At 30.1% G+C, this 13,108-nt stretch carries 12 protein-coding genes and 2 other annotated features; of the genes, 10 read left to right on the forward strand and 2 right to left on the reverse strand.

All coding sequences use genetic code 11. The features are described from left to right. Positions 1 to 3 precede the first annotated feature (3 nt). The 4 genes from AB4Y15_RS08355 to AB4Y15_RS08370 all read left to right on the forward strand — a co-directional run bounded on the left by AB4Y15_RS08355 (position 4) and on the right by AB4Y15_RS08370 (position 3,201). Positions 4 to 522 (forward strand): ECF transporter S component, encoded by a 519-nt coding sequence (locus AB4Y15_RS08355; protein ID WP_427339680.1) that lies wholly within the window; start codon positions 4 to 6, stop codon positions 520 to 522. Between the two features lies 1 nt (position 523). Then, on the forward strand, positions 524 to 1,270 hold the full coding sequence (locus tag AB4Y15_RS08360) for an AIR synthase related protein (protein WP_427339681.1): 747 nt from the start codon (positions 524 to 526) through the stop codon (positions 1,268 to 1,270). A gap of 130 nt (positions 1,271 to 1,400) precedes the next feature. Further along, positions 1,401 to 1,835 carry a GNAT family N-acetyltransferase gene (locus AB4Y15_RS08365; protein ID WP_427339682.1) on the forward strand — a complete coding sequence of 145 codons (435 nt, stop codon included), beginning with the start codon at positions 1,401 to 1,403 and terminating at the stop codon, positions 1,833 to 1,835. 139 nt (positions 1,836 to 1,974) lie between these two features. Next, complete coding sequence (locus AB4Y15_RS08370; protein WP_427339684.1) at positions 1,975 to 3,201, forward strand: MDR family MFS transporter; 1,227 nt, start codon at positions 1,975 to 1,977, stop codon at positions 3,199 to 3,201. A gap of 52 nt (positions 3,202 to 3,253) precedes the next feature. On the opposite strand, the gene AB4Y15_RS08375 is transcribed toward AB4Y15_RS08370, so the two are convergent. Continuing rightward, a complete protein-coding gene (locus AB4Y15_RS08375; protein WP_427339685.1) occupies positions 3,254 to 4,105 on the reverse strand; it encodes a DegV family protein in 852 nt (283 codons plus the stop codon). Between the two features lie 415 nt (positions 4,106 to 4,520). On the opposite strand from AB4Y15_RS08375, the gene AB4Y15_RS08380 reads away from it, so the two are divergent. From AB4Y15_RS08380 to trpS, 3 genes are all read left to right on the forward strand, one after another. Next, positions 4,521 to 5,357 (forward strand): DegV family protein, encoded by an 837-nt coding sequence (locus tag AB4Y15_RS08380; RefSeq protein ID WP_427339686.1) that lies wholly within the window; start codon positions 4,521 to 4,523, stop codon positions 5,355 to 5,357. Between the two features lie 312 nt (positions 5,358 to 5,669). Beyond that, positions 5,670 to 6,434: a TIGR00266 family protein gene (locus AB4Y15_RS08385; RefSeq protein ID WP_427339687.1), complete on the forward strand. Its 765-nt coding sequence runs from the start codon at positions 5,670 to 5,672 to the stop codon at positions 6,432 to 6,434. Positions 6,435 to 6,502: 68 nt separating this feature from the next. After that, positions 6,503 to 6,709, forward strand: a binding site (T-box leader). Positions 6,710 to 6,765: 56 nt separating this feature from the next. Continuing rightward, the gene (trpS, locus tag AB4Y15_RS08390; protein WP_427339688.1) at positions 6,766 to 7,767 is read left to right on the forward strand and encodes a tryptophan--tRNA ligase; all 1,002 of its coding nucleotides are present in this window, start codon (positions 6,766 to 6,768) and stop codon (positions 7,765 to 7,767) included. A gap of 6 nt (positions 7,768 to 7,773) precedes the next feature. Here the strand turns inward: trpS and AB4Y15_RS08395 are convergent, their stop codons facing one another. After that, entirely contained in the window at positions 7,774 to 8,784 is a 1,011-nt protein-coding gene (locus AB4Y15_RS08395) for an ABC transporter substrate-binding protein (RefSeq protein WP_427339690.1), read from the reverse strand. 334 nt (positions 8,785 to 9,118) lie between these two features. On the opposite strand from AB4Y15_RS08395, the gene pgsA reads away from it, so the two are divergent. The 3 genes from pgsA (at position 9,119) to AB4Y15_RS08410 (ending at position 12,854) form a co-directional block, all read left to right on the forward strand. Continuing rightward, on the forward strand, positions 9,119 to 9,667 hold the full coding sequence (gene pgsA, locus AB4Y15_RS08400; RefSeq protein WP_427339692.1) for a CDP-diacylglycerol--glycerol-3-phosphate 3-phosphatidyltransferase: 549 nt from the start codon (positions 9,119 to 9,121) through the stop codon (positions 9,665 to 9,667). A gap of 64 nt (positions 9,668 to 9,731) precedes the next feature. Beyond that, positions 9,732 to 9,952, forward strand: a binding site (T-box leader). 57 nt (positions 9,953 to 10,009) lie between these two features. Then, the gene (locus AB4Y15_RS08405; protein ID WP_427339694.1) at positions 10,010 to 10,180 is read left to right on the forward strand and encodes a hypothetical protein; all 171 of its coding nucleotides are present in this window, start codon (positions 10,010 to 10,012) and stop codon (positions 10,178 to 10,180) included. A 25-nt stretch (positions 10,181 to 10,205) separates the two neighbouring features. After that, positions 10,206 to 12,854 (forward strand): valine--tRNA ligase, encoded by a 2,649-nt coding sequence (locus tag AB4Y15_RS08410; RefSeq protein WP_427339696.1) that lies wholly within the window; start codon positions 10,206 to 10,208, stop codon positions 12,852 to 12,854. Positions 12,855 to 13,108: the final 254 nt, after the last annotated feature.

Raw genomic sequence — 13,108 nt, forward strand, 5'->3', positions numbered from 1 at the left:
AAAATGAATGAAATTAAATCAGCTAAGCAAAATAGTAGAACTATAAAAATAGTATACTGTGGGATGCTTATTGCACTTTCAGCAGTAGGGGCGTTGATTAAAATACAGGGGAGTATAGCATTTGATTCAATGCCTGGATTTTTTGCTGCACTATTTTTAGGACCAAGCTATGGTGCTTTAGTAGCAGGGTTAGGGCATATACTTACAGCTGTTACTAGTGGATTTCCTTTAACACTTCCAATGCATATTATAATAGCTTTACAAATGGCATTATTCGGTTATTTATTTGGAGTATTTTATAGAAAATTTAATTATGTAATAGCTATAATATTAGCAATTATTTTAAATGGCCCTGTTGGAGCACTTGCTGCAGCATTTGCTTCAGTATTACTCGGATTACCTTTTAGCGGTAAGACATTATTTTATGCTGTAATTACGCCTCTTACATTAGCGTCAGCTGCAAATATTATATTAGCTTATTTGATTTTTAGATTAATAAACAAGAATAAGTTGAGGGTGTAAAATGGGAGCAAGAAAATTTAGAGATTTAACATTTGTAGAGATTAATGAGGAGCAATTATTAGTTATAGCTTGTGATTCAAGTGGAGCTATAGGAAGTAAGGAAAATGATATTGTAAAAGTTTCTCCTGATATTTTAGGGTATTTTACTACAAATGTTGCTTTATGTGAAATTTTATCTGTTGGCGGAGAGCCTCTTGTTATAGTTAATACATTATCTGTAGAGATGAATGATACAGGAAGTAAGATAATAGAAGGAATAAAAAGGGCTATCGAGCCTATATCAGTTGATAAAGATATTATAATTACAGGTAGCACAGAGGAAAATTTTCCTGTTATTCAAACAGGAATGGGGATTACAGTTATTGGCATTATAAATACTAAAAATTGGACTATGCCTATGACAAAAAAAGGAGCTATTGCTGTAGTAGTTGGTTTACCTAAAATAGGGGAGGAAGTTATAGCCGATAATGGGAAAGAAATTTTTTCATTGAAGATTCTTTTAGAATTAAAGAAATATCCTTTTATACAAGAAATACTTCCTGTTGGTTCTAAAGGTATTTTATTTGAGTTAAAAGAAATGGCTAGAACAAACGGTTTAAATTTATCTATATTTAATGATATAAAAGTGGATTTGTATAAATCAGCAGGTCCTGCTACTTGTGCTATTGTTTCAATAGAAGAGAAATATTTTGACCTACTTAAAGATAAATGCCCAATACCTATAAATAAGGTGGCTAAATTTTGCTAAAAAATCGAAAATTAAACTTAAAATGAAGGTGTCAACAAGACACCTTATTTTTTTTGTTATAGATTAGTATGCACCAAAATATGCATTCAGTACATATTTTAAAGTATAGGTAGTACTGGAGGAGGATATTATGGTAAAAATAGAAAATGTTAAAGAATCTGAATTAGAGGATTTATCGCTGCTATATGAAGAGTTAACATGTAAGAAAAGTGATATGAATAATATATATAAAGTTTTTTCTACTATTAAAGATAATCCCAATTATTTTTTACTAGGTGTAAAATATTATAATAAATTAATTGGAAGCGCTATGGCTGTAATTTGTAATGACCTTACAGGTGAATGTAGGCCATTTATGGTTGTTGAAAATGTTATAATTAAAAAAGAATTTCGTCAAAAGGGCTTTGGAAAAAAATTATTTGAATATATTGAAAATATTGCAAAAAGTTATAATTGTCATTTTATAATGTTTGTATCTAACATAAAAAGAGTAAGTTCGCACAAATTTTATGAAAAACTTGGATATAACAGTAAAAATAATTTAGCTTTTAAAAAATATTTATAGAATAGGGACTCGATAAGAGCCCTTGTTTTTATTTACGAAGTATTAAGAAAATTTAATGAGATATAATTATTATAGGAATTGAAAAGAATACATAGTTGTTATATAATGTAGAGAAATTTATTGAAAAGTGAGGGGTGCTATGGAAGTACTTAGAAGATTTAATAATTACCGAGGCTTACCAAGAAGTATATATATAATATTTTTAGCTCGAGTAATAAATAGTATGGGGGCTTTTGTTTATCCTTTTCTAACTTATTTTTTTGTTGAAAAATTAGGTCTTGGAGAGTATACAGCAGGAAAATATATTTTATTAGCATCAATTGCTTTTGCACCTGGTTCATTAATAGGAGGGAAATTAGCAGACCATTTTGGCAGGAAGAAAATTTTGCTTTTATTTCAAGGCTTGGCAGCTTTAACATTAATTCCATGTGCTTTTTTAGGAAATTCTATGATGCTACCATGGCTTTTAATTTTATCGAGTTTTTTTGGTGGAGCCGCAAATCCTTCGAGTGGAGCAATGGTTACAGATTTAACTAACCCAAATAATAGACAGGAAGCTTTTTCTTTGCTATATCTTGGTACTAATTTAGGGATAGCTGTTGGTCCATTGATAGCTGGGTTTCTATACCAAAATTACATAGAATGGATTTTTTTAGGTGATGCTATAACTACATTTATTTCTTTGCTTTTAGTTTTGATTTATGTTGAAGAGACTATTCCTTCTGAGGATGAAGTTAAAGACTCATTTAATAAGAAAGATGATGAAAAAGCTGAAGAAGGAAATTTAATTTTAGTTTTATTAAGAAGGCCAGCTTTATTGGCATTTTCAGCAGTAACAACTATTTATTCATTTGTGTATTCACAGCATTCATTTAGTATACCTCTTCAAGTTGGAGAAATTTTTGGTAGCAATAGTAAAAAAATTTTTGGATTAGTTATGACAACAAATGCTTTATCAGTAATATTTTTGACTGTACCGATTACTAAGTTTACAAGAAATAATAAGTCAACAACTAATATAGCTGTAGCTGGAGTTTTTTATGCTATAGGTTTTGGTATGCTTTACTATATTAATAGTTTTTATTTAGTTATTTTATCAACAATAATTTGGACAATAGGTGAAATACTTACTGTTACGAATACAAGTGTTTACATTGCTAATCATACACCAATTTCACATAGAGGTAGATTTAATGCTGTATTACCGATTATATCTGGGGTTGGATATGCTGTAGGACCTGTAATTATGGGGCGATATATAGAAGCATACAGTGTAAGAATGGTTTGGCCAATATTATTTGTATTATCATTAGGTGCTGCTTCTTTGATGTATTTGCTTTCTTTAACGGAAAGAACTGAAGTGTGACTTATTAAAGATGATTAATGTGATTTTTGCATAATAATAGGAGCAGAAAGTTCTACTCCTTATTTATGTATAGTATACCTACAGTATTAGGACCGCAATGACTTGAAATTACACAACCTGCATCTGTAATAATAACTTCTTTAACATCTAAATTATTTTCAAGTTCATTTTTTAAATATAAAGCATCTTCATATCCCATAGAATGAGTTACTATAATGCGGTCTAAATCTATATTACAACTTTCTTTAATTGTATTTTCTAGCATTTTATTAATTATTTTTCTTCTTTTCCCTATGGCTTTTTGTCCTAATATCATTGTACCGTCTACTACTTTAACTATTGGTTTAATTCTTAGCATACTTCCTACAAAATTTTGTAGAGCAGAACATCTTCCACCCTTGTATAAGTAATCAAGAGTATCTATTACAAAAGATGTTTTTACTAAAGGTACTTTATTTCTTAATCTATCACCGATTTCTTTGATTCCCATACCTTCCTTTACATAATCAACAGCTTTTAAGACTAACAGACCAATGCCTGTCGAAAGATTTAAAGAGTCTATTATTTCAATTCTGTTATTTGGGAATTTATTAGCGGCAATTTTTGCATTTTGTAAAGTTGAAGATAGTTTTGAAGACAATCCAATATATATTATATCTTTTCCTTCATCAATGTATGGTTTAAAAGCTTCATAGAAATCAGTTGGTGAAGGTGCTGAAGTTTTAGGTAGTATTCCATATTTATCAACTAAGTCATATAATTTTTTTGTATTTATATCTATCCCATCTTTATATGTTTCATTACCAAAGTTTACATAAAGAGGTACTACAGAAATATCGTATTTTTCAAGGATTTCAATCGAAAGATCACAAGTGCTATCAGTAAATATTTTTACGTTATTCATTTGGCAACCTCCTTTTTTATAATCCATAGGAAATTATAATAAAATCCCATATTTTAAAAAATTAATGTTGATTTTATTGAAACTTTGTCTGACATGTTTACATGCCAGAGTCGTTATAAACTACTTTAAATTGTGGATAAATTCAAATATAATTTCCGTTTGTGGATATGGGCAAAATCTTCCTTAACTTATTTGAATCGAAGATTTTGTTCCTTTTAAATAACTATTTATATTAATTATATTATAAAAGTTCAAGGGAATATTAAAGTTTAAATAAAATTAAGTAGGGTAGAATATAAAGAAAAATAAAAGGAAAGTGAATAATATTTTTTTAAAATATTTTAAGATCTGAATTGTAACATTATACTAAATAGTATAATATAGATATGAGTATATAAATTGAAAGGGGAATTTGATGAATATTAAGGTTATTACTGATAGTGGTTGCGATTTGAATGATAAGTTAAAGAAAGAGAGGAAAATTGATATTGTTCCTTTATCAATACAAATTGATGATAAGCATTATAAAGATGATGAACAATTAGATACAGAAGGTTTATTGGATCAGATGAAAAATAGTGATAATATTCCTAAAACGGCAAGTCCTTCACCTATGGAATTTATAAAACGATTTAAGGAAGCAGAAAGTATTTTTGTAGTTACATTGTCATCTTCATTAAGCAGTACTTATAATAATGCGTTAATGGCTAAAGAAATGTATAAAGAACAGTTTCAAGATAAATTTATACACGTTTTTGATTCATTGAGTGCTTCAGTTGCAGAGACATTGATAAGCTTAAAAATATTAGAACTTGCTAAGAAAAATTATAAAAATTTAGAAATTGTTGAAAAGGTCAATGAATATATTAGTGAAATGAAAACTTTGTTTATATTAGATTCGTTAGAAAACCTCATAAAATCAGGCAGAATGAGTAAATTAAAAGGTAGAATAGCAACAGCTTTAAATATAAAACCGATTTTAGGTGGGAATAAAGAAGGCAAAATTGAATTGGTAGATAAGGTAAGAGGTTCAAAAAAAGCATTTAAAAGGTTAATCGACTTGATAGGTGAAAAAGGTGAAAAACTAGAAGAAAAGATTTTAGGAATAGCTCATTGTAATTGTTTAGAGAAAGCAGAAAAATTTAAAGAAGAAGTTATGAAAAGATATAACTTTAAAGATATTATTATTGTAGATGCTGGTGGTATAAGTACAGTTTATGCAAATGATGGAGGCATAATAATAGCGTTTTAATATAGTCAACCTGCGATTTAAAAATCGCAGGTTTGAGTTTATTGACGATGTTTTGTCTTGCAGGACGTCAGAGTTTAACATCCTGTTTTTTTAAATCAAATTCTTTCAAGTATTCGTTTTTATTTTCATAGATTTTTAATAAAGGAAAATTTGTCCATAACTTGACCCTTTGTTTTTCACTTGCTTTAAGTGATTATTTTTTGATATGTTTATATAAAAAATAAATATATACTTAAGAAAATATGGATATATTCTTCTGAATGATGATATAATTTAAAAAGATTAACTAATATTATGAAGGGTGGTGAATATATGGGCGATATTATTGATTACAAAATTTATGGAGATGACATGCAGATTGTTGAGATTGAATTAGATCCTAATGAGGGAGTAAGAGCAGAAGCAGGTGCTATGATGTATATGGAAGACGGTATAGTTATGCAAACTTCTACTGGTGGAGGACTGTTTAAAGGTTTCAAGAGGATGATTACAGGAGAGAGCTTTTTTATTACAACATTTATGTATCAGGGTAGAGGAAAAGGACGTGTTGCGTTTGGAGCACCTTATCCTGGGAAAATAATACCTATTCAATTAGAAAAATATGGTGGAAGATTTTATTGTCAGAAAGATGCTTTTTTATGTGCGGCTAGAGGTATTGATATAGATATAGCTTTTACAAGAAGATTAGGGGCAGGCTTTTTTGGCGGAGAAGGTTTTATACTTCAAAAATTAGAAGGTAGTGGTATGGCTTTTATTCATGCAGGTGGTACAATTATAAAAAAAGAGTTAGCCCATAATGAAACTATACGTGTAGATACAGGATGTATTGTTGGTTTTGCACCGACTGTTGATTATGATATTCAATTTGTTGGAGGATTCAAAAACGCATTGTTTGGCGGGGAGGGTCTTTTCTTAGCTCAGTTAAGAGGACCTGGAGAGGTTTATTTGCAAAGTCTACCTTTATCACGTTTAGCTGATAGAATATATGCAGCAGCACGTTTTCATCAAGTTGGTGAAAAAAGAGGAATAGGAGGAATTGGAGCTAGTATTTTAGGAGAAATATTTGATGGTGATTAGATTGATATTTTTATATTGAATATATTAAGCTATATGGTATAATAGAAAAAAATAGAACAAAAATAGAACAAAAAGCTATGACTAAGAGTAGTAGGCATATACCTAACTAAAGCGATTCGAGGATGGTGGGAGCTCGAAGTTAAGGGTATGCTGAATGGGCTTAGGAGTGTGGATTCGAATTTTAAGTAGAATCCAACGTATGCCTGCGTTATGGGCTAAAGTGGACACAGAGTCAAGTAGAGTGGTACCGCGGAAGCTGACCTTTCGTCTCTATAAATATAGAGAAGAAAGGTTTTTTTCATAGATTAGAAAGAAAAAGGAAGGTGAGAAAATGAGCGATAAAAAAGTAATTTTAAGTGGAATTAAACCTTCAGGAGAATTGACACTTGGTAATTATTTGGGAGCAATAAAAAATTGGATAGAGCTTCAAGATGAATATGAATGTTATTATTGTATTGTTGATTTACATGCTATTACTGTACCTCAAGTACCAAAAGATTTAAGGAGAAATACTTTGGAGATTTTAGCACAGTATATCGCTAGTGGAATAGACCCAGAGAAAAACACTATTTTTATTCAGTCCCATGTTAGTGAACATGCAGAACTAGCTTGGGTTTTAAATTGTTTAACTTATATGGGTGAATTAAATAGAATGACACAATTTAAAGAAAAATCCAGAAAAAATGAAGCTAATCTAAATGCAGGGTTATTTACTTATCCTGTATTAATGGCTGCGGATATATTACTATATCAAGCTGATTTAGTTCCTGTTGGTGAAGACCAAAAGCAGCATCTAGAACTAGCTAGAGATATAGCTAAAAGATTTAATAATAGATATAGTGAAACGTTCAAAATTCCAGAAGCTTATATATCTAAAGTAGGAGCTAGAATAATGAGCTTACAAGATCCTACAAGTAAAATGTCTAAATCAGATAGCAATGAAAATGGATATATTTTGCTTAAAGATAGCCCAGATGTTATAAGGAGAAAGATAAAGAGAGCTGTTACAGATTCGTTAAATAGGGTTAAATATTGTGATGAACAGCCTGGAATTAAAAATTTGATTACTATCTATTCTAAACTTTCAGGTGACAGTATTGAAGAAATTGAAAAGAGATATGAAGGGCAGGGATATGCAAAATTTAAGGCTGATTTAGCTGAAGTAGTGGTTGAAGGATTAAGACCTTTAAGGGAAAGATTTGAAGATTTAATGAAAAATAAAGATTATTTGGAGAAGGTTTATATTGAGGGAGCGAATAGAGCACAGAGAGTAGCAAGAAAGACCCTAAGCAAAGTTTATAGAAAAGTTGGATTTGTACAGAGAAAATATTAAGGAATCCTATTTAAAGGATTCCTTAATATTTTCAACGGCTTTTTTGGCAAATTTAGTTGTTACGATTTTATCATAAGGAGCTCTTTTATCAAGTTCTCCGGCTAATTCCATTATATGCATTAGATGCTCTAGGCCTTCTTTTGTTAATACAGGATCAGGTTTCCAAGTAGCTTGCTCTTTATATCTATTTATAACAGTAATTAGAAGTTCCTTGTCTGCATCTGGAAAATGAGGTTGTATAGCTTCTGCAACTTCTTCAGAAGAATGATTTTGTACCCAAAGCATACCTTTATAGATTGCGTTTGTGAAGCCTTGAATTATATCTGGATTTTTTTCAATATAGCTTTTTTTAGCACAGTATACTGTATATGGAATATAACCTCCTTCTTTACCTATTGAAGCGACTATATAACCTTTACCCTCTTTTTCCATCATTGAAGCAGTTGGTTCAAAAAGTGTTGTATAATCACCTTCTCCACTTGTAAACGCTCCTGCCATCATTGAAAATTGTATATCAGTACGTACATTTACATCTTTTCCAGGTTCAAGACCGTGTTTTTTAAGCACATATTCTAAAGTCATTTCAGGGACTCCGCCTTTTCTTCCGCCAAGTATAGTTTTTCCTTTCAATTTTTCAAATGAAAAATCAGGATCTTTCTCTCTGCCTACTAGGAAAGAACCATCTTTTTGAGTCAATTGAGCAAAATTAATGGCATAATCTTTTTTACTTTGATTATATACATAGATAGAAGCTTCTGGGCCCATAAAACCTATATCGGCTTGATTGCTTAGCAGTGCAGCCATTGATTTATCTGCACCTTTACCATTTGTTAATTCTATTTTAATACCTTCTTCTTCAAAGAAACCTTTTGTTAAAGCTACATATTGTGGAGCATAGAAAACAGAATGTGTAACTTCAACTAATCTTACAGTTTTAAGATTTTCTTTTTGACAACCTATTAATAAATTAGATATTATAAGTATGACTATTAAAAATAGAGAAAATTTTTTTTGCATTTCATGTTGAACCTCCTTAAGTGTTCAGTTTTAAAATTATTATATTCAGTTGTAAATTCAACTGTTACATATAGTTAAAAAATACATTTTAACAAAATATTCAGACTGTTGACGAACTTATATTTTACTTTGTCAACAAGCTTTATATTTTAACAAAATATTAGATTATGCAGGAATTTTTAATGTAAAGTGTAATAAATTATATAAAAGATAAAACAAATGGATGATATAATTCTTGTGTATATAGGCATAATTATTTATAATATTAAGTATAGGCTTTTTGGTATTCATTGGAAATGATAGCATTATTATATTCTAACAGAAGAGGTGTATTATGAACGTACCTAATATACTTACAACAATTAGGTTTTTATTTATACCAATTTTTATAGGTATTTTCTATTCATCAATAGAAAATAATATACTATATGCTACATATATTTTTATATTGGCTGGAATTACTGATGTTTTAGATGGATATATTGCCAGAAAGTATAATATGGTGACTAAATGGGGAACTGTACTTGATCCTTTAGCAGATAAGCTCATGCAGATTACTGTTTTAGTTTGTTTTACAGATAAAAAATATTTGCCATTATGGGTTATTACAGTTATAGGCATAAAAGAAATTTTAATGATATTAGGAGGATTATTTTTATATTATTTCGTTGACAAAACTGTTATTCCAGCTAATAAGTATGGTAAGATAGCAACAGTATCATTTTATATTGCTATTTTATCTATCGTTTTCAAAATAAATAAGCTGATAAGTTATTTACTTGTTTTAGCAGCTGTTATACTTACGCTTATAGCGTTTATTAATTATCTGATTGGATTTAGAAAAATAAATCGCATGAATAAGGAAAAAAGCATTGACAAATAAGATAATTATTATATAATATATTAAAAATTAGGTATTAGGTACTTGGTATTAGTTAAAATAATGGATAAAAGCGTTGAAGGAGAGGAGTAGGTAAACAACCTTCAAGAGAGCAAAACCCATTGGCTGGAAGGTTTTGCAAGGCAATGTTTACTGAAGGTAGCTCTGGAGCTTCTAGGCTGAACTTAAGTAAGTCTAGACGGTTTTACCGTTATTTAAATGAGAGCCAGATATGTTTTAAATATCTGGAAATAAGGTGGTACCGCGAAAATGCCCTTCGTCCTTATGTTTGGATGAAGGGCTTTTTTAATCGGAAGGATTTTACATTTTAAAGGAAGTGGTTTAATGTTTGAATTAGGAGGAGTTTTGTTTATAATAAGTGGATTAATTGTGTTTGGTTCTGATTTATATTTTAAAAAGGGCAAAATAAAAACTCTGAAAGGTTTATTAAAAATAAAAATACTTGGACTAATATTATCAATTTTAGGAGCATTTTTAATGTTTTACGGCAAATAGATAATTAGATTGAGGAGGGGAAAATATGGAGAAGAATTTAGCAAAAAAGTATAATCCAAAGGATTTTGAAGAAAGAATTTATAACTATTGGAATGAAAATAATTATTTTAGAGCTGAAGTTAATGAAGAAAAAAAACCATTTACTATTATGATGCCACCACCTAATGTTACTGGTAGTTTGCATATGGGGCATGCTTTAAACAATACTTTACAAGATATTTTAATAAGATGGAAGCGAATGGAAGGTTATGAAGCTTTATGGCTACCAGGGACTGATCATGCGAGTATTTCAACTGAGGCTAAAGTTGTAGCTAAAATACATTCTGAAGGCAAGACAAAAGAGCAAATAGGTAGAGAAAAGTTTTTAGAAGAAGCATGGGATTGGACAGAAAAGTATGGTGGTAATATAAGAAAACAATTAAAAAAACTTGGAGTTTCTTGTGATTGGTCAAGAGAAAGATTTACTTTAGATGAGGGATTAAGCAAAGCAGTTGAAGAAGTTTTTATAAAATTATATGAAAAAGGTTTAATTTATAGAGGAAATAGAATTATAAATTGGTGTCCAAGTTGTAAGACAGCTATTTCAGATGCTGAAGTAGAGCATGAAGAAAAACAAGGCAAGCTATGGCATATTAAGTATCCTGTTAAAGATAGTGATGAGTATATTGTTATTGCAACTACTAGACCTGAAACTATGCTTGGTGACGTGGCAGTTGCTGTAAATCCAGAAGATGAGAGATATAAGCATTTAATTGGAAAGAAATTAATTTTACCTCTAGTTAATAGAGAAATACCTGTTATAGCAGATGAATATGTAGAAATGGAGTTTGGTACTGGAGCTGTTAAAATAACTCCAGCACATGATCCAAATGACTTTGAGGTTGGATTAAGACATAATTTAGAGCAAATAAAGATTATGAATGATGATGCAAGTATTAATGAATTAGGCGGCAAATATCAGGGAATGGATAGATATGAAGCGAGAAAAGCAATAGTTAAGGACTTGGAAGATAGAGGTTATCTTGTAAAAATTGAAGATCATACTCATAATGTAGGTCATTGTGAAAGATGTAAAACTGTTATTGAGCCTATTGTATCAAAACAGTGGTTTGTAAAAATGGAGCCTTTAGCTAAACCAGCGTTAAAAGCATATAGAGAAGGAAAATTTAGATTTATACCAGAAAGATTCGGTAAAATATATGTTCATTGGTTAGAAAATATTAGAGATTGGTGCATTTCAAGACAGCTTTGGTGGGGACATAGATTACCTGTATATTACTGTCAAGACTGTGAAGAAGTTATAGTCTCAAGACAAGAACCTGAAAGCTGCCCTAAATGTGGAAGTACAGATATTAAACAAGACCCAGATACTTTAGATACATGGTTTTCATCTGCTTTATGGCCGTTTTCAACTTTAGGATGGCCTGAAGATACGCCAGAACTTAAATACTTCTATCCAACAGATGTGTTGGTAACAGGATACGATATTATTTTCTTCTGGGTAGTTAGAATGGTATTTTCAGGATTAGAGCATATGGGAGATATTCCATTTAAGAATGTTTTAATTAACGGTTTAGTTAGAGATTCATTAGGAAGAAAGATGAGTAAATCATTAGGCAATGGTATTGATCCACTTGAAATAATAGATAAGTATGGTGCTGATGCTTTAAGATTTACTTTAGTTACTGGAAATACACCAGGAAACGATATGAGATTCCATATGGAAAGAGTTGAAGCAAGTAGAAATTTTGCAAATAAGTTATGGAATGCGTCAAGATTTGTTTTAATGAATCTAGGTGAAGAGTTAATAGAGCATGATTTAGCGTTTAATTCACTAAAAGAAGAAGATAAATGGATAATATCTAGAGTTAATAAGGTAGCAAAGGAAGTTACAGAGAATTTAACAAAATTTGAATTGGGAATTGCAGCTCAAAAGCTATATGATTTTATCTGGAGTGAATATTGCGATTGGTATATTGAAATGGTAAAACCTCGTTTGTATGGTAATGATGAACCAAGCAAGAATACTGCAAGATATGTGCTATTATACGTATTAAAAGACCTTCTAAAATTACTACATCCATTTATGCCATTTATTACAGAGGAGATTTGGCAGCACTTACCAAATACAGAAAGTAGTTTAATAATAGCAAAATGGCCTGCATATAAAGAAGAATATAATTTTGAAGAATCTGAAAAAAGAATTGGTTTCATAATGGAAGCCGTAAAAAATATTAGAAATATAAGAGCAGAAATGAATGTAGTTCCTTCTAAAAAAGCTAAAGTAATATTTGTAACTAATAACAATGATATTAAGAATATATTATCCGAAGGAGAGATTTATTTTACTACTCTTGCAGGAGCTTCAAGTATAGAAATTAGGGATAATAAAGATGGTATAGGTGAAGATGCAATGTCAGCCGTAGTAGAAGATTGTGAAATATATTTACCTTTAGAAGAACTAGTTGATATTGGAAAAGAAATAGAAAGATTAGAAAAAGAAAAAGAGAGATTAGAAGGGGAATTAAAAAGGGTAAGAAGCAAGCTGTCTAATGAAGGCTTTATAAGTAAGGCGCCTAAACATATAGTTGATAAAGAAAGAGAAAAAGAAGCTAAGTATCAAAATATGATGGAAAAAGTGCTTGAAAGATTGGAAAGTTTAAAGAGAAAATAGAGAAAAGCTAAGACTCCTTGATGGAGTCTTAGCTTGTTGACAAAGTTATATTATTTAATGAATTGAAAAAATAACGTTCATAGACAAATCTTCAGAGAAAACATAGACTTATAATTTCGAAAAATCCTAACGCACCTAATCAAGACGTCCTGTCTTGTAGGATGCTGGCTTAGCGTCCTGCTAAGCCTACGGATTTTTCTGAAATTATTCATCAAGTTTTCTTGGCTGAAGCTTTGTAATTATTCACTTTTATT

Source organism: Caloranaerobacter longqiensis, from assembly GCF_050286925.1.
Taxonomy (GTDB): Bacteria; Bacillota; Clostridia; order Tissierellales; family Thermohalobacteraceae; genus Caloranaerobacter.